A 16,122-nucleotide genomic window follows, 5' to 3' on the forward strand; every position below is an offset into this window, starting at 1 on the left:
CCACTGGTCGTGCGCCTCACCGGCCTGTGACCCCACCCCTCCTTCGCCTGGCAGTCTTCGACCCCCGCCGCCCGGTGACACCCGGCGCCCGCGCCCGAGTCCACGCCCTCCATCTGCCGCCCCCGCTACCGCAGCCCGCGCACGCCCCTTCCCTTGCTCGCCGCTACCCGCCCCTGCTCGCCGACCGAGTTGAGGGGGATCCGCCCCAACGCCCACAGCGCGGCCGCCGCGAGCCCGACGGTCCCCAGGAGGGCGGCCGCAGTCGGTGTCGAGCTTTGGGCGTGAGCTGCTGGTTCGGGGGGCGCCGGATGACGGGGGACCGTGCGGCCTTCCGTCGGGACGGGGATCCCGAAGACCGGCAGCAGTCGTGAGGGGCCGCTGCGGAGCATGCTCCGGGGCAGTAGCGACAACGGGTCCAGGTAGGTCTTGCCGCGCCGTAGGCCCCAGTGGAGGCAGGGTGCCCGGCAGTGGAACGGACCGCGTTGTAGTACGGCGACCTTCTGGCCTGTTGTGACGTGCTGCCCCTTCCGGGCCGTGGGGCGTACCGGCTCGTAGGTGGTGTGTAGGGGAGGGCGGCCCGAGTGGGACACCTCGAGGGTCAGGACGCCACGGCCGGCCACCGTTCCCGCGTACACCACCCGGCCCGGTGCCGCGGCCCGTACCTCCGCACCGGCGGATGAGGCCAGGTCGACGCCGCGGTGCCCGGCCGCCCAGGGGGACGCAGGAGGATCCCAGCCGCGCAGCACGGTGGGCCGTATCCCCGCCGGTCCCGCCACAGGCCAGGACCGTTCCTCAGCAGACGGCTCGGCGCTGGGCTCGGCGCGCGCGGGATTCCCCAGGTGTCCCGCACTCTCAGCCGGCGCCCGGTCCCCAGGACGTCCCACCCGCTCGTCGTGTTCTCCGGCCCCCGGGTGCCCCGTACTGGTGACCCCACCTGCGTCCCTGGCCCGTTCCGCGGCCGCAGGCCCCTCCGCCGACCGGACACTGATCCGCCCCGCCGCTGCCTGCGCCCCGCGCTCCACCGCCGCGCCCATGGGCGGGACGGCGGCAGCGTTCGCGAGGCCCGACCCCAGGAAGGCAAGCACCGCAGCCGTGGCCGGGGCCAGCAGCACCTCCATGGCGCGGGCCGGGAAGAAGCAGCTCGGGCCGGATGTGCCCGGCTCCGCGGGCGGGGCCGGAGGCCGTAAGGGCGGCGCGGGTAGCCGGAAGCGGGACCCGGAGTGGGGACGGACAAGGGGAAGGGGGAGGGATCGCGGGCGGCTGAAAGCCTCCGGCCGCCGCCCGGGGGCGAGCGGTCGCCGAGAGCCGGCGGCCGGCGCGAAGCCGTCGCAGGTGGGAAGGGCTCTGGCCGAGCCGGAGGGCGCTGGCGTGTTCTGTGGGGTGTGTCGTCGCATGGTTCGACGGTGGCGCAGGACGCCGGGGCGTGGGGATCTTGGTCCGGAGCTGTGGACGGCGGGCCGGTTGTGGACAACGGCGTCACCCACTCGGGGTGCGAAAAGGTGCGTGTCGCCCGGTGCATCGCCCGTCCCGTACACTTCTGGTGGCGATCCGGGTCACCGGGTCGACTTCGCACGCCCCGCCGTCAGTGCACCAGTCCCGTTCGGGCAGCACGACGGCCGCGCTCCTCGGTCCTCGGACGGCTCCGCAAGGTGTCTTCCCCGGCAGGCGCGTCGGGGCGTCAGGCACTGCGGCCGACCGGTCGCAGTGGAACCGAGAACAACAAGGAGTACGGCCATGGCCGTCGTCACGATGCGGGAGCTGCTGGAGAGCGGCGTCCACTTCGGGCACCAGACCCGCCGCTGGAACCCGAAGATGAAGCGCTTCATCTTCACCGAGCGCAACGGCATCTACATCATCGACCTGCTCCAGTCGCTGTCGTACATCGACCGCGCCTACGAGTTCGTCAAGGAGACCGTCGCCCACGGCGGCTCGGTCATGTTCGTCGGCACGAAGAAGCAGGCCCAGGAGGCCATTGCCGAGCAGGCGACCCGCGTGGGCATGCCCTACGTGAACCAGCGCTGGCTCGGCGGCATGCTGACCAACTTCTCGACCGTCTACAAGCGCCTGCAGCGCCTGAAGGAGCTCGAGCAGATCGACTTCGAGGATGTGGCCGCCTCCGGCCTCACCAAGAAGGAGCTCCTCGTCCTCTCCCGCGAGAAGGCCAAGTTGGAGAAGACCCTCGGCGGTATCCGCGAGATGCAGAAGGTGCCCAGCGCCGTCTGGATCGTGGACACCAAGAAGGAGCACATCGCCGTCGGTGAGGCGCGCAAGCTCAACATCCCGGTCGTCGCGATCCTCGACACCAACTGCGACCCGGACGAGGTCGACTACAAGATCCCGGGCAACGACGACGCGATCCGCTCCGTCACCCTGCTCACCCGCGTGATCGCCGACGCCGTCGCCGAGGGCCTCATCGCCCGCTCCGGTGCCGCCACGGGCGACCAGAAGCCCGGCGAGAAGGCTGCTGCCGCCGAGCCGCTGGCCGAGTGGGAGCGCGACCTGCTCGAGGGCGAGAAGAAGGCTGACGACGAGGCCCCCAAGGCCGAGGAGAAGCCCGCCGAGGCGCCCGTCGCCGAGGCCCCCGTCGCCGAGGCCCCCGCCGCAGAGGCCGAGAAGCCGGCCGACGCCGAGAAGCCGGGCGAGCAGGCCTGACCCGCAGCATCCGGTTGACGACGGCGGGGGAGGGCGCCACAAGCGCCGCCCCCGCCGTCCACCCGTAGATCTTTCGACTTCGAGATTTCGAGAAGAGATTCACAGACCATGGCGAACTACACCGCCGCTGACGTCAAGAAGCTCCGCGAGCTCACCGGCGCCGGCATGATGGACTGCAAGAAGGCCCTGGACGAGGCCGAGGGTAACGTCGACAAGGCCGTCGAGGCGCTGCGTATCAAGGGCCAGAAGGGCGTCGCCAAGCGCGAGGGCCGGTCCGCCGAGAACGGCGCGGTGGTCTCCGTGATCGCCGGCGACAACACCTCCGGTGTCATCGTCGAGCTGAAGTGCGAGACGGACTTCGTCGCCAAGGGCGAGAAGTTCCAGGCCGTCGCCAACGAGATCGCCGCGCACATCGCGAAGAACTCCCCGGCCGACGTCGAGGCCCTGCTCGCCTCCGAGATCGAGCCCGGCAAGACCGTCCAGGCGTTCGTCGACGAGGCCAACGCCACCCTGGGCGAGAAGATCGTCCTGGACCGCTTCGCGCAGTTCGCCGACGGCTACGTGACGGCGTACATGCACCGCACCATGCCCGACCTGCCCCCGCAGATCGGTGTCCTCGTCGAGCTCGACAAGGAAAACGCCGAGGTCGCCAAGGGCATTGCGCAGCACATCGCCGCGTTCGCCCCGAAGTACCTCGCCAAGGACGACGTGCCGGCCGAGGTAGTCGAGGCCGAGCGGCGTGTCGCGGAGGAGACCACCCGCGCCGAGGGCAAGCCCGAGGCTGCGCTTCCGAAGATCGTCGAGGGTCGCATCAACGGCTTCTTCAAGGACGCGACGCTGCTCGGTCAGCCGTACGCGCTCGACAACAAGAAGTCCGTCGAGAAGGTCCTCCAGGAGGCCGGTGTCACCCTGAAGCGCTTCTCGCGCATCAAGGTCGGCATCTGAGCCTGTCGCGAAGGCAGCGAATGACCTGCGACCCGGCTAGGGTCGTACGCAGTCGGCCGCTCAACGGCCGGCCGCAGATGTGACGAGGAGGCCATTGCCGCACAGGGATCTGGACCAGACCCACGGCAATGGCCTTCTTCGTATGTGCACGAGGAGAGCTCAATGATTCACGGTGCCGACGGCGCGCACACAGTCCATGCCGGTCACGGCGGCAGGCGACGCTTCCTGCTGAAGCTGTCGGGCGAAGCGTTCGCCGGCGGCGGCGGCCTGGGCGTCGACCCCGACGTCGTGCACGCGATGGCCCGCGAGATCGCCGCTGTGGTGCGCGACGGTTACGAGATCGCCGTCGTGATCGGCGGCGGCAACTTCTTCCGCGGCGCAGAACTCCAGCAGCGCGGTATGGACCGGGCGCGCTCCGACTACATGGGCATGCTCGGCACGGTCATGAACTGTCTGGCGCTCCAGGACTTCCTGGAGAAGGAGGGCATCGACTCCCGCGTCCAGACGGCCATCACCATGGGCCAGGTCGCCGAGCCGTACATCCCGCTGCGCGCGGTGCGCCACCTGGAGAAGGGCCGGGTCGTCATCTTCGGCGCGGGCATGGGCATGCCGTACTTCTCCACCGACACCACCGCCGCCCAGCGTGCCCTGGAGATCGACGCCGAGGCCATGCTGATGGGCAAGAACGGGGTGGACGGGGTCTACGACTCCGACCCCAAGAAGAACCCGGACGCGGTCAAGTTCGACGCGCTCGAATACGGCGAGGTCATCACCCGCGACCTGAAGATCGCTGACGCCACCGCCATCACCCTGTGCCGGGACAACAAGCTCCCGATCCTCGTGTTCGAACTGCTCGCCGAGGGCAACATCGCGCGCGCGGTGAAGGGTGAGAAGATCGGCACGCTCGTCAGCGATCAGGGCACTCGGGCCTGACGGCCCCAACTGCCGTGGTTCCGTACGGGCATCGGCCTGTACGGGCGGCAACTCCCGGCCGGGGGCAGACCCCGGTACGGGGATGGACAACTGCCTGCCGGTCGGACACCGTGCAGGAGAAGACGTGCGGCAGGGGCGAGGCTCTGCTTCTTACCGAAAAGACCAGGAGCAAGTGGTGATCGAAGAGATCCTCCTCGAGGCCGAGGAGAAGATGGAGAAGGCCGTCGTGGTCGCCAAGGAGGACTTCGCCGCGATTCGCACCGGGCGTGCGCACCCGGCGATGTTCAACAAGATCGTGGCGGACTACTACGGCGCCATGACGCCGATCAACCAGCTGGCGTCGTTCTCGGTGCCCGAGCCGCGGATGGCCGTGGTGACCCCGTTCGACAAGAGCGCGCTGCGCAACATCGAGCAGGCCATCCGCGACTCCGACCTCGGCGTCAACCCGAGCAACGACGGCAACATCATCCGGGTGACCTTCCCGGAGCTGACCGAGGAGCGCCGCAAGGAGTTCATCAAGGTCGCGAAGAACAAGGGCGAGGACGCGAAGATCTCGATCCGCAGCGTGCGCCGCAAGGCCAAGGAGACCCTCGACAAGCTCGTCAAGGACAAGGAGTCCGGCGAGGACGAGGTGCGCCGCGCCGAGAAGGAGCTCGACGACACCACCGCGAAGTACGTCGCGCAGGTGGACGAGCTCCTCAAGCACAAGGAATCCGAGCTCCTCGAGGTCTGATGAACGAGTCTTCCTGGGGGGCCCCGCCCGGCGCCGGTCAATGGGGACCGCCCGACCACGGACCGGCCTCCTCGCTTCGCGGGGTGGCGCCCCCCGTCCCGGCGGGTCCCGTGTACGACTGGGGCGACGCGGCGCAGACTCGGCCCATGCCCTTCGTACCCGGGCCAGGCGGACACCAGGACGACGACCGGGAACATCGGGACATCCGGGAAAACCGGGATCACCTGGACGACCGGGGGGCTGCTCGCCTGAGCGGCCCCCTGTTCCGCGACGAAAAGCCGCAGGAGCCCATGCCCACCTCTCGTTCCGGGTCCGACAGCTCGCCGGACTCAGAGAAGCCGAAGAAGAAGAGCGCGGGCCGCAACCTCCGTGCCGCCATAGGGGTCGGCATCGGCCTCGGCGTGATCATCGTTGCGTCGCTCTTCGTCTACAAGCCTGTCTTCATCGGCGTGATAGCGATCGCTGTCGTCGTGGGCCTGTGGGAGCTGACCTCGCGGCTGGCCGAGCGCAAGGACATCAAGGTGCCGCTGGTGCCGCTCGCGGTCGGCGGCACCGCCATGGTGGTCGCCGGATACGTCCGCGGCGCCGAGGGCGCCTGGGTGGCGATGGCGCTCACCGCGCTCGCCGTCCTTGTCTGGCGGATGACCGAGGCGCCCGAGAACTATCTGCGGGACGTCACCGCCGGTGTCTTCGCAGCGTTCTACGTGCCGTTCCTCGCGACGTTCGTGGCGCTGATGCTCGCGGCCGAGGCCGACGGGGCGCAGCGGGTGCTGACCTTCCTGCTGCTGACGGTCGTCAGCGACACCGGTGCGTACGCGGTCGGCTGGCGCTTCGGCAAGCACAAGCTCGCACCGCGCATCAGCCCCGGCAAGACCCGCGAGGGACTCGTCGGCGCGGTGCTCTTCGCGATGGTGGCCGGCGCGCTGTGCATGGAATTCCTGATCGCGCACGGCGCCTGGTGGCAGGGCCTGCTGCTCGGCTTCGCGGTCGCGGCCAGCGCCACCCTCGGTGACCTCGGTGAATCCATGATCAAGCGCGATCTCGGCATCAAGGACATGGGCACCCTGCTCCCCGGCCACGGCGGCATCATGGACCGTCTGGACTCCCTGCTGCCGACCGCGCCCGTCGTGTGGCTGCTGTTCGTGATCTTTGTGGGGGCCGGCTGACGGCACGGATTCCCGTAGCGGGGAGCGGAGGCGGACTTTCCGTCTCTGCTCCCCGCTTTCCTTTGTGCGGCATGGACTGTTGCGGAGCACGGGCTTCGTGATGTTCGTGAGGGCCCCCCGCGCCAAGTAGGGGCCCGTCTTCGTATGTCTGCAGGGCGGCGGGCATACGGCGGCGCTCGGTCACCTGGATCGAGGGCCAGGTGGAAGGGAGTGCGGGGGTGCCCGGCCGCGCCGCCGGCCCTGGCTCAGGGGAAAAGGGATGCCGCGCTCGGCCCTGGGCGTCCTACAGTGGACATCACCCTCCGAAGCCGTTCCGGCGGCCTTCGGAACACTCCGTGACACGGACAAGGAGGTGGCGTGATCAAGAAGCGCTATGCCGCTGCCGGTGCTGCCTGACAGGGGACGGCGCCGACGTCAGTGAGGCCGGACCGACACCTACCGGCGGCACGTGGGGAGGCCCGCGTGACAGTGACCGGGACAAACCGACAAACCCGGTCGTGGTCCGGATTCGGGGATGCGAGCACGCCCTGATGAAGCTGGAGCCGGAAGTAATCGCCCGCCCGAGAAGCGGGCGGTGAACCGCGTCCCTCGCCGGCCGAGCCTGAGACCCCTGAACAGGGGGAGAGCCAACGGAACCCTGCGCCTCCGAGTTGAAGATCCCTTCGACTCGCCGAGGAGCAGCAGCATCAGCAGAACCACCGAGAACACCGGCTTCACCTGTAGCAACTGCGGCGAAGAGGTCGCGCCCCTGGTCAACGGGAGCTACCGCAACCACTGCCCGCGGTGCCTGCACTCACGTCATGTGGACGTCAGGCCCGGAGACCGTGCCAGCGACTGCCGGGCGCTGATGCGCCCGGTGGCCGTCGACCACCACTCCGCCAAGGGCTACATGATCGTTCACCGCTGCACCGGCTGCGGCGTCCGCCGTCGCAACCGCATGGCCGACGATCCCCGCCAGGGCGACGACCTCGACCAGGTCCTCGCCGTGCTGCGTACGGGGCTCAGCCGGCGCGAAGCAGGCCGGTCCGCCCGGCCCTGAGGCTCATCTGACGCCTCGCGGCCCCCGCCCCGGCGGGGGCCGTCCGCCTGCCGAACGCGACGGCCAACCGTCGCTCCGGAGAACTGAATCCCTGCGGATGACGGGCGGCCGGAGGCTCCCCACCAGCAACTTTTCCCCGCTGGGGTGCGCGTTGCGCTGTGGCCGCTGCAGGTGGCCGACGCGTACGCTGGCGCATGTGACGCGCCTGATCGTGGCAGCAGGAGGAGGCGGCGACGCCGTTGCCGCAGCGATGCTGGACGCCGCCCTCCACGGCGACGAATCTCCGGCAGTAGTGCTCACCTACGCATGGGACCGCCTCCTGGTCGACCCCGTTCCCGGCCCCAGAGGACCGGCCAACTTCACCGGCCTCCGTCCCCTCACCCGCAGCGTCCGGACCGTCCCCGCCGACGCGACCCCGATCGCCCCCGCGGGTTCGACACTTCCCCGACTGGCGGCAGAGCTCCCGCAGACCTTCGCGCTCACCGACCCGCACCACGGCGCCGAGGGAATCATCCGCCAACTCGAAGAGCTCGTACAGCACTTGGAGCCGGACACGGTCGACCTCCTGGACGTGGGCGGAGACATCCTCGCCCGGGGCGACGAGCCCACCCTCCGCAGCCCCCTCGCCGACGCCCTCACGCTCGCGGCATGCTGCGAACTCAACTACCCCGTACGGCTCCTGATCGCCGGTCCCGGCCTCGACGGCGAACTCCCCGCCGACACCCTCCGCGACCGCCTCGGCCCCGCTGCCCTGACGCTCACCGCCGAGCACACGCACCCGGTCAGCTCGGTCCTGGAGTGGCACCCCTCCGAGGCCACGGCGATGCTGGCCGCCACGGCACGCGGCGCCCGCGGCCTGTGCGAAGTGCGGGACGCCGGCCCACCGGTCCCGCTCACCGACGACGGCTCCGTCGTGTACGAGGCAGATCTCGACGAAGCCCTCCACCGCAACCGACTCGCCCGAGCCGTCCTCGCCACGGAGAACCTCCACAAGGTCGAGCAGTACAGCCGCGAAATCTGCGGATTCTCAGAGATCGACTACGAGCGCCACGAGGCTCGGCCGGGAAGCCAACCCGCCCGGAAGCTCGACCCGGAAGCCGTACTCCACCAGCTCGACGACTTCGAGGCCGGTGCCCGGAGCCGCGGAATCACGCACACGACGTTCCGTCGGCTCACCGAGGCGTTCGGGCTCGGCGCCCACCAGCGCCAGGACCTCAGGGCGCTGCTGCTCAGCAGCCGCCCGGGGCAGTACGAGGCGCCGCTGTGGTGCCTCGTGTCCGGAGCTTGAGCAACACGTTTCGCTGCGGGTTCACGGCTCGCTGGGCAGCGGCACGGCATGCAGAATCTCTCCTGCGCAAGTGCGACCACGCCGGCCGGTCACCGACCGGCATGGCGACCCGCTCGCAGCGTGTGGAGGTCGTCAGCCGGCAGCCTTGGTGATGATGCGATCCATCTCCTCGCGACCGAAGGCCCGCAGGGTCGTGCTACGGACGTTGCCCACTCCGCCGAGTTGCAGGAGGGTCGCGGTGACGGTTTCATCGTCCGGCGCCTCGACGACGGCCACGAGGTCATGTGGACCGACGGTCCAGTAGAGGTTCAGGAGCTTCGCCCCGAGCTTCTGTGCCGCTGCGCCGAAGGCCTCGGCGCGCTTCGCGGTCTCCTTGTAGTTTCGGATCCCTTGATCGGTCCAGTTCAGCAACGCGATGTACGTGGGCATGTTCTTCCACCTTCACGAGGAAACACAGCGTGAGGCCAATCCTGGGCCTCAGGACGGAAGCCTGCATGAGGTGCCCACCCGAACGAGTAATGCGAGTGACCGACGGCGCCTGCGCGGCGCTATCGCGCCGGTGCCGGCGCGGCTTGTTGCCGCGAAGTGAGGGCTTCGACCAGCCAGCAATGCGTGATCCCCAGGTTGGGTCGCTGAGCGGCCGAGATCGTGGCGACGTGGTGCCAGTAACGGCGAAAGAGGGGGATGGTGCCGTACAGATGCGCACCGATGAAGGTGCGGAATCCGGGTGAGTCTTCCTCGCCACGGGAGCGGGCGCAGGCTCGGGAGAAGTGGTCCAGGGCCTCTCCGGGCTGGGGAGGCAGGCCGTCGGCGACTGTGTCGGCGGCGAGCTCGGAGGTGTCGAGGAGTTCTGAGTACAGCGACGCCTTGTCGCGCACGTTGGGGCAGGCCCAGTAGACGGGGAAGTCCTGGTGCCGGGTGAGTGTGTGCAGTTCGGCGTAGGCCAGGACCACTTCCGCGGTGGGGTTCCGGGGAGGTTCCGGAACGGCCTGCGCGGTGATGGCATCGGCAAGGCGCGCCGGCACGGAGGCGGGAATGGTCTGCCCCCATGCGCCTGCGAGCCGGTCCTGGGCTTCCGGCAGACGCTGAACCCGGGACAACACCTCCAAACGGCGGAGCCGCTCCTGTGCGGAGCAGTTGTCCAGTGCCTCCAAGGTGGCCTGGCGCCAGTGGAGTTCGGTTAATCGGCTCCGCACAAGGCCCATCTCGTCGGCGATGAGGTCGCCGAGGCTGCGTTCGCCGGATGCCAGCGCGGTGAGGGTGGAGATCGGGGTGTCCAGCGCGCGCAGCCGCTGGACCAGGCGCAGTTGTTCCAGCGCCTCCGGCCGGTAGCGGCGGTGGCCCCCGGCGCTTCGCTCAGCGACGGGCAACAGGCCGACGTCGGAGTAGTACCGGACCGTCTTCACCGGCAGCCCGGTGTGGGCCGCCAGCTGCCCAATGGTCCATGTGACCTCGCTCACAGCTACTTGAACCTCCAGCGCACGGGAGCTCTTAGCGTACGAAGTGCCGGTCGGGCACGAGCAACCAGAACCGGCCAACACCTCACCCATCTCACGTGCCTCACCTGAGAACCGACCAGAGGGGAACACCTCATGCGTATTCGTCACCTCGTCACTGCGGCTGCCGCCGCGACCGCACTCTCGCTCGGTGCCGCGCTGCCGGCCTTCGCCGACTCTCACGCCTCGGTCGCCGCCGACCAGGCGGCCGCCGCGAAGCGGAAGGTCCAGGTCTTCCAGGACGCCGAGTACAAGAACCGGAACACGACCTTCACCGAGAACATGCGAGACCTGAAGAAGGACGGCTGGAACGACACCATCAGCTCCGCCAGGAACAAGGGCAACCGCACGGTCACCTTCTACCAGCACAAGAACTACGAGGGCGCCCGCTTCTCCCTGGCACCGGGCGAGAAGGAGCCCCACTTCGGCGACCACGCCGGCATGAGCGACGCGACGAGCTCCATCAAGTTCAGCTGAGAGCGGGTTCCGTCGGCTATGAACTGCTGACGGGCGGGGTGCGGCTACGGGGGGCCGCACCCCGCCCCCCTCCGCACCCCGCTCAACGCGCACCGCGCACCGCACGACGAGAGGCAACCATGTCGCCCTCCCGCGCCTGGGCCGCCACCGCGCTCGCCCTGCTGCTCCTGGCCACCACCGCCTGCACCGCCGCGGAGCACGCGTCCACGCCCGACTCGCACCCACCGCCGGTGTCCCGGCAGGCCGTGCAGCTCCGGCTGCCACTGGACGCCTATGCATCGACCGTGGCCGAGACCCACGTCGTGGAGGACGCACAGGACCTCCTCATGCGCCGGTGCATGAACGACCTGGGCATGGAGTGGAAGACCCTGCCCTCGGTGGACGCCCAGGACACCGAGCCGCCGAACCTCCGACGATACGGAGCCGACGAGTCGGAAGCTGTCCGCTACGGATACCACCCGCGCCCCGACCCGCCGTCGGTGGTGCGGCGCAACCGGGCCTGGGACGAGCGCGAGGCTCTCCCCGCCGAGGTGCGGCGCGCGGCCTACGGGACCTCCGGCAAGGGCGGCTGCCTCAAGGCAGCCCGGCATCGACTCGTCGGCGACACCCCTCCACCCGACTACCACGCCTTCAACCAGCTGACCGGCACCGGTCTGGAGACCTCCCGGCGGACACCCGAAGTACGCGAGGCCCTGCGCGCATGGCACGTTTGCATGGCGAAGGCGGCCTTCGACTACGCGGACCCCTTTGCCGCCGCCGGCAGCGGGCGCTGGGAGACGACCGAGCCCACAGCGGCCGAACGCGCCACCGCCCGCAGAGACGTGGCCTGCCAGAAGTCGGCGAAGCTGGTGACGGTATGGGCAGCGGCCGAGACCCGCGTCCAACACCGCCTGATCCAGCAGAACTCCGACCGCCTGCGTGAGGCGAAGGCCCGCAAGGACCGCTGGCTGGCAGCCGCCCGCCGCGTCCTGAAGCGTGCGGGCGACTGAGGCAGGGGCCACGTCCCGCCGTCCCCGGGCCGTGCGAGGCCGGCCGTCAGTGACAGAAGGCCACAGCGGGTGACGGTTCCCTCACCGCTCCGACCTGGGCGCCCGTAAACGATCTGCCACACTGGATCCACCATGCCTGCACCCGGAGAACTCTGACTCTGAGGGTGACGAGAAGCCCCCTACCAGCGGTTTTGCTGCCGGTAGGGGGCCTCTTGCCGGGCCGTGGGCCGTGGCTGGGCCGTGAGCGGTTCCAGCAGGGCCATCAGCTACTTCAGGGCTGAGGCCACGGCGGACTCGTGCGAAGGGCAGTAGACGGGAGGCGCTTCGGTAACGAGGGCCAGGCCCTTCGCTCCGGGGTACGCAGCCCGAATCGTCTTGAGTACTTCCCGGGGGCTGTCGCCCGCGTCCAGCTCGGCGCAAACGAGCTGTCCCTGAACGCCGAGGTCGTCAGCCTCCACCCGCCTGAGTTCGGGAGCGCGAACCTTGACGGCGTCGGCGTATTGCTCGTCCTTGTCCGATGACGAGGGAACATCATCTGAGGCATCTGATGAGGGATCCGGAGACTTCGAGCCCTCAGGGTCCTTGGGCGCCGCGGGCAGCCCGCAGGCGGCGCGGGTGGCAGCCACGGAGAACATTACGGGTCCGTCGCCGTGCGCATCCTGCTTGCAGATGATCCATGCGTCGAAGGTGGAGTCACTGCGATCGGCCTTTGTCTCCGCGTCCTCATACGCCCGTAATGTCATCGACGGGCTCAGGTCGTCCTCTGCTTCGCTCTTGGTCTTGCCGACGTAATCAGCAATGGTTGGACGAGGCGAGGGGGCTGCCTTGGCCTCCTTCTCAGGTGAGGCATCGGCGCACCCTGCCAGGGCGACGAGCAAAACCGCGCCGGCGGCCGCGTTGCGTCCTCGCATAACCACCATCCCCCTGTTTCTGAAACTCTCAGTCGACGAACCGTAGCGGTCCGCAGCTGCCTGTGTCCCCAGATTGCAATCAGCTGCAGAACCACGGACCCGGTGGCTCTGTTCACAAGAACGGGCAGCACTTCGACACCGATTCGGGAGACGGTAAGCGGTCGCGGGCTGGCCGGAATGTTCACGAGTTTCGACAGCACCGAGGCTTGCTGGAGGGTCCCCGTGACCCTGACGCGGGGCCGGTAGAAGCCCGCGGCCGGTCCGCCTCAACACCTATGGCGCTGCCGGGTGCGAACCAGCCTGCTACCCGCAGTTGTCCGGCCGGAGCGAGTGGACCTTCGCCCGCGTGAGCGTGGTGCGCCTGAGTACCTGAGCCCGGATGAGCCGGACCGTGGGCGGGATCGGCAGAGTGACGGGGGCGCGGCTCCACCGAAGCCACAGCGCCAGGTGGCCAAGCTCCGCGGCCTGGACGAGCTTCTCGAGGGACCACTCCTTCGTACCCCGATCCACCTCGATGCTGATCAGCCGTCCCTTACCCGAACGGTGCCGCAGTTGCAGGTCGAGGCGCCCGGTCCGGTTCTGCCGAGTGGCGGTGGGCAGCTTTACCTCCCGCTGGACTTCATATCCCTGGTCGGTCGCCCAGTCGGCCACCGAGTCGGTGAAGAACGCGGTCACCTCGGAGGTAGACAGGTCACTGAACTGCTGTCGATTGAGCCAGGCCCGCAGGGAGCGGGCGGCGGCGTCGAGCCCGGCTTCTGTCATGAGCGACAGTCTGCCCTGCGGGCCTGACAGCTTGTCACACCCCCCGCTGTTCCTCGCCCTGGCCGTCCGGCGGATGGGTACACGAAGTGCCTCCCGTTCTCGGGTTCTGGATCACTTTCTGTGGTGCGCTCACACTGTGTGACGCGGAGCAGAATCCGCGAGATCTGCAATGCGGCGTAGCTCGGCCAGGTGCCCTGCCAGCGCCTTGCGGCCTGAGGGGGTGAGGGACAGCCACGTTCGCAAGTGGGAGTTCGAGGTCTTCTTGGCCACGGTGAGGTAGCCGGCTCGCTGGAGGATCTTTACTTGCTTGCTCAGTACGGAGTCGCTGACGCCCAGAGTCTCTTGGATGGCCGAGAAGGCCATGGAGTCGGCGGCGGCGAGTATGGCGCAGATCTGGAGTCGGTTGGCCGGGTGGATGATCTCGTCGAAGCGTGCTTCGCTCACGCGCTGTCCCGTACGTCCCGGTGGAGAGCCTGTTCGATGCAGGCTGCGAGCGTTGCCGATTCACGGTCGGGCAACAGGTCCACCGGTCGGCCGGTCTCGACGTCGACCAGCACGGTCCCGTAGACCCGGCCCTTGCGCATCGCGTATTCGTCGACGCCAACTACCCGCGGAGTCCGTGGCTGTGGCTCTGGGAGGGCGTCGACCAGGCGCAGCACGGTGCCGCGGCTAACCGAGATCCCGAAAACATCTGCGATGCGGGCGCCGGCTCGACCGGCGAGCGCGAGGCCGACCTCGGCCAGTGCCGACCGAGGCCGTTCGGTCCACCGGCTGTATCGGCGGGTCAGCCCCGGGATCTGTTCGGCGAACGTGCGCCGTTTGCACGAAGTAGCCGTGCAGGCGAACCGCCGGCGCAGCGTGGGTGCTCCGCTGGGCACCCCGCCATCGTGGCCGAGCATGCGGCTGACCCGAACGTCGTGAGGATCTCAGAGCTTGGTCAATTTGCCATACGGACTCATGATCCGTGCCTGCAGCGAACCGAAGTCGACAAATACCGCGATCTCATTCTCGATACGGATCACCCGGCCGAGGCCGTGCTCATCGTGTGTGACGCGGTCGCCTATCGCGAACTGCTTGGGAGGACGCGTGACCGGGGGCTTGAAGGGGCTGGACGGCAGATGGCGCCGGGCTACGGCAGGCTTTGTCATTACCAGCAGTATGCGCCTGGTGAGCGAGCTGCCCCTAACGCGCCGGCTAACGCAACCAAGCCGAGATCTCCGCCGGCGGCCACCGCCCACTCAGTCCCCTCCACCGGCCCCGCGAAGCTGCGGACGCACCACCGGCTTGGCGGGCTTGGGACGCTTCACCCGCCGCCCCGGGAGGCTCCGCCCCTTGAAGCACCGCAGGCCTCCGGCCACTGTCAGGTCTCATGGAGCGGTCACGGTCGACCGCCAAGGCCGAGGCCCAGCCGATAACCCGGCTGTCCCTGGGCCGTCCCTGGGCCGTGCGAGGTAGACCGCCAATGACAGAAGGCCACAGCGGGTGACTGCCCTCTCACCGCTCCGACCTGGGCCCCGATAAACGATCTGCCACACTGGACGAACCATGCCTGCACCCGGAGAACTCACGTTTGTCGCGCCCCGTGGCGCCAAGAAGCCCCCTCGGCACCTTGCTGATCTCAGTCCTGATGAGCGTCGCGAAGCAGTGGCCGCGATCGGGGAGAAGCCGTTTCGTGCCAAGCAGTTGTCGCAGCACTATTTTGCCCGTTATGCGCATGATCCGGCGCAGTGGACCGACATCCCGGCGGCGGCCCGGGAGAAGTTGGCGGGGGAGCTGCTGCCGGAGCTGATGAAGGTCGTGCGGCACATCTCGTGCGATGACGACACCACGCGCAAGACGCTGTGGAGGCTGCATGACGGGACGCTCGTCGAGTCGGTGCTGATGCGGTATCCCGACCGGGTCACCATGTGCATCTCCTCGCAGGCCGGCTGCGGAATGAACTGTCCGTTCTGTGCGACGGGGCAGGCGGGGCTGGACCGCAATCTGTCGACCGCCGAGATCGTGCACCAGATCGTCGACGGGATGCGTGCGCTGCGCGACGGCGAGGTGCCGGGCGGGGCGGCGCGGCTGTCCAACATCGTCTTCATGGGGATGGGGGAGCCGCTCGCCAACTACAAGCGGGTGGTCGGGGCGATCCGGCGGCTGACGGATCCCGAGCCGGACGGGCTGGGGTTGTCGCAGCGGGGGATCACCGTGTCCACGGTCGGGCTGGTGCCGGCGATGCTGCGGTTCGCCGACGAGGGCTTCAAGTGCCGGCTGGCCGTGTCGCTGCACGCCCCCGACGATGAGCTGCGGGACACGCTCGTCCCCGTCAACACGCGCTGGAAGGTGCGTGAGGTGCTGGACGCGGCGTGGGAGTACGCGGAGAAGTCCGGGCGGCGGATTTCGATCGAGTATGCGCTGATCCGGGACATCAACGATCAGGCGTGGCGCGGTGACCTGCTGGGACGGCTGCTGAAGGGCAAGCGCGTCCATGTGAACCTCATTCCGCTGAACCCGACCCCCGGGTCGAAGTGGACCGCCTCGCGTCCCGAGGACGAGCTGGCGTTCGTGCGGGCCATCGAGGCGCACGGGGTGCCGGTGACCGTCCGCGACACCCGCGGTCAGGAGATCGACGGCGCCTGCGGGCAGCTCGCGGCCTCGGAGCGCTGACCGTTCGCTGGTACTGTGTGATCGAACAAATGCAACATTCCGACAGGGGAGCGCCACAGCGCTGAGAGTGCGGAAGCGC

Annotated in this window: 18 protein-coding genes; 10 read left to right on the forward strand and 8 right to left on the reverse strand. The window is 69.0% G+C overall.

The window, feature by feature from the left end:
- Nucleotides 1-125 precede the first annotated feature (125 nt).
- Nucleotides 126-776, reverse strand: a complete 651-nt coding sequence (locus BKA18_RS26170) for a murein hydrolase activator EnvC family protein (protein WP_366047388.1) — start codon at nucleotides 774-776, stop codon at nucleotides 126-128.
- Between the two features lie 958 nt (nucleotides 777-1,734).
- Here BKA18_RS26170 and rpsB point away from each other — a divergent pair.
- The 7 genes from rpsB to BKA18_RS26205 all read left to right on the forward strand — a co-directional run bounded on the left by rpsB (nucleotide 1,735) and on the right by BKA18_RS26205 (nucleotide 8,756).
- Nucleotides 1,735-2,652, forward strand: coding sequence for a 30S ribosomal protein S2 (gene rpsB / locus BKA18_RS26175; RefSeq protein WP_366047387.1), 918 nt, complete (start codon nucleotides 1,735-1,737; stop codon nucleotides 2,650-2,652).
- Between the two features lie 108 nt (nucleotides 2,653-2,760).
- The gene (tsf, locus tag BKA18_RS26180) at nucleotides 2,761-3,597 is read left to right on the forward strand and encodes a translation elongation factor Ts (RefSeq protein WP_366047386.1); all 837 of its coding nucleotides are present in this window, start codon (nucleotides 2,761-2,763) and stop codon (nucleotides 3,595-3,597) included.
- 162 nt (nucleotides 3,598-3,759) lie between these two features.
- A complete protein-coding gene (gene pyrH, locus BKA18_RS26185) occupies nucleotides 3,760-4,530 on the forward strand; it encodes a UMP kinase (protein ID WP_006602825.1) in 771 nt (256 codons plus the stop codon).
- A gap of 175 nt (nucleotides 4,531-4,705) precedes the next feature.
- Nucleotides 4,706-5,263: a ribosome recycling factor gene (gene frr / locus BKA18_RS26190; RefSeq protein WP_006602824.1), complete on the forward strand. Its 558-nt coding sequence runs from the start codon at nucleotides 4,706-4,708 to the stop codon at nucleotides 5,261-5,263.
- The gene (locus BKA18_RS26195) at nucleotides 5,263-6,429 is read left to right on the forward strand and encodes a phosphatidate cytidylyltransferase (RefSeq protein ID WP_078568607.1); all 1,167 of its coding nucleotides are present in this window, start codon (nucleotides 5,263-5,265) and stop codon (nucleotides 6,427-6,429) included. The genes frr and BKA18_RS26195 overlap by 1 nt, the downstream gene beginning before the upstream one ends.
- Before the next feature lie 514 nt (nucleotides 6,430-6,943).
- Entirely contained in the window at nucleotides 6,944-7,468 is a 525-nt protein-coding gene (locus tag BKA18_RS26200) for an RNHCP domain-containing protein (protein WP_366047385.1), read from the forward strand.
- A 196-nt stretch (nucleotides 7,469-7,664) separates the two neighbouring features.
- Nucleotides 7,665-8,756 (forward strand): DUF1152 domain-containing protein, encoded by a 1,092-nt coding sequence (locus BKA18_RS26205; RefSeq protein ID WP_366047384.1) that lies wholly within the window; start codon nucleotides 7,665-7,667, stop codon nucleotides 8,754-8,756.
- Nucleotides 8,757-8,888: 132 nt separating this feature from the next.
- Here BKA18_RS26205 and BKA18_RS26210 read toward each other — a convergent pair whose 3' ends face one another.
- Together BKA18_RS26210 and BKA18_RS26215 are read right to left on the reverse strand one after the other, a co-directional pair.
- The gene (locus BKA18_RS26210; RefSeq protein WP_366047383.1) at nucleotides 8,889-9,185 is read right to left on the reverse strand and encodes a GYD domain-containing protein; all 297 of its coding nucleotides are present in this window, start codon (nucleotides 9,183-9,185) and stop codon (nucleotides 8,889-8,891) included.
- Between the two features lie 119 nt (nucleotides 9,186-9,304).
- A complete protein-coding gene (locus tag BKA18_RS26215) occupies nucleotides 9,305-10,216 on the reverse strand; it encodes a MerR family transcriptional regulator (protein ID WP_366047382.1) in 912 nt (303 codons plus the stop codon).
- 132 nt (nucleotides 10,217-10,348) lie between these two features.
- Here BKA18_RS26215 and BKA18_RS26220 point away from each other — a divergent pair, with 132 nt between their 5' ends.
- Both BKA18_RS26220 and BKA18_RS26225 read left to right on the forward strand, forming a co-directional pair.
- The gene (locus BKA18_RS26220) at nucleotides 10,349-10,729 is read left to right on the forward strand and encodes a peptidase inhibitor family I36 protein (RefSeq protein ID WP_366047381.1); all 381 of its coding nucleotides are present in this window, start codon (nucleotides 10,349-10,351) and stop codon (nucleotides 10,727-10,729) included.
- A 119-nt stretch (nucleotides 10,730-10,848) separates the two neighbouring features.
- A complete protein-coding gene (locus BKA18_RS26225; protein WP_366047380.1) occupies nucleotides 10,849-11,718 on the forward strand; it encodes a hypothetical protein in 870 nt (289 codons plus the stop codon).
- 266 nt (nucleotides 11,719-11,984) lie between these two features.
- Here BKA18_RS26225 and BKA18_RS26230 read toward each other — a convergent pair whose 3' ends face one another.
- The 5 genes from BKA18_RS26230 to BKA18_RS26250 form a co-directional block, all read right to left on the reverse strand.
- Nucleotides 11,985-12,629 (reverse strand): DUF732 domain-containing protein, encoded by a 645-nt coding sequence (locus tag BKA18_RS26230; protein WP_366047379.1) that lies wholly within the window; start codon nucleotides 12,627-12,629, stop codon nucleotides 11,985-11,987.
- A gap of 303 nt (nucleotides 12,630-12,932) precedes the next feature.
- On the reverse strand, nucleotides 12,933-13,391 hold the full coding sequence (locus tag BKA18_RS26235) for a hypothetical protein (protein ID WP_366047378.1): 459 nt from the start codon (nucleotides 13,389-13,391) through the stop codon (nucleotides 12,933-12,935).
- A gap of 129 nt (nucleotides 13,392-13,520) precedes the next feature.
- Nucleotides 13,521-13,835 (reverse strand): transcriptional regulator, encoded by a 315-nt coding sequence (locus BKA18_RS26240; protein ID WP_366047377.1) that lies wholly within the window; start codon nucleotides 13,833-13,835, stop codon nucleotides 13,521-13,523.
- A complete protein-coding gene (locus BKA18_RS26245) occupies nucleotides 13,832-14,269 on the reverse strand; it encodes a transposase (RefSeq protein WP_366047376.1) in 438 nt (145 codons plus the stop codon). Before BKA18_RS26245 ends, BKA18_RS26240 begins: the two co-directional genes overlap by 4 nt.
- 48 nt (nucleotides 14,270-14,317) lie before the next feature.
- On the reverse strand, nucleotides 14,318-14,539 hold the full coding sequence (locus BKA18_RS26250; protein WP_366047375.1) for a CarD family transcriptional regulator: 222 nt from the start codon (nucleotides 14,537-14,539) through the stop codon (nucleotides 14,318-14,320).
- Nucleotides 14,540-14,936: 397 nt separating this feature from the next.
- Between BKA18_RS26250 and rlmN the strand changes: the two genes are divergently transcribed.
- On the forward strand, nucleotides 14,937-16,043 hold the full coding sequence (gene rlmN / locus BKA18_RS26255; protein ID WP_366047374.1) for a dual-specificity RNA methyltransferase RlmN: 1,107 nt from the start codon (nucleotides 14,937-14,939) through the stop codon (nucleotides 16,041-16,043).
- The last annotated feature ends 79 nt before the right edge of the window (nucleotides 16,044-16,122 follow it).

The organism is Streptomyces auratus, assembly GCF_050433025.1.
Taxonomy (GTDB): Bacteria; Actinomycetota; Actinomycetes; order Streptomycetales; family Streptomycetaceae; genus Streptomyces; species Streptomyces sioyaensis.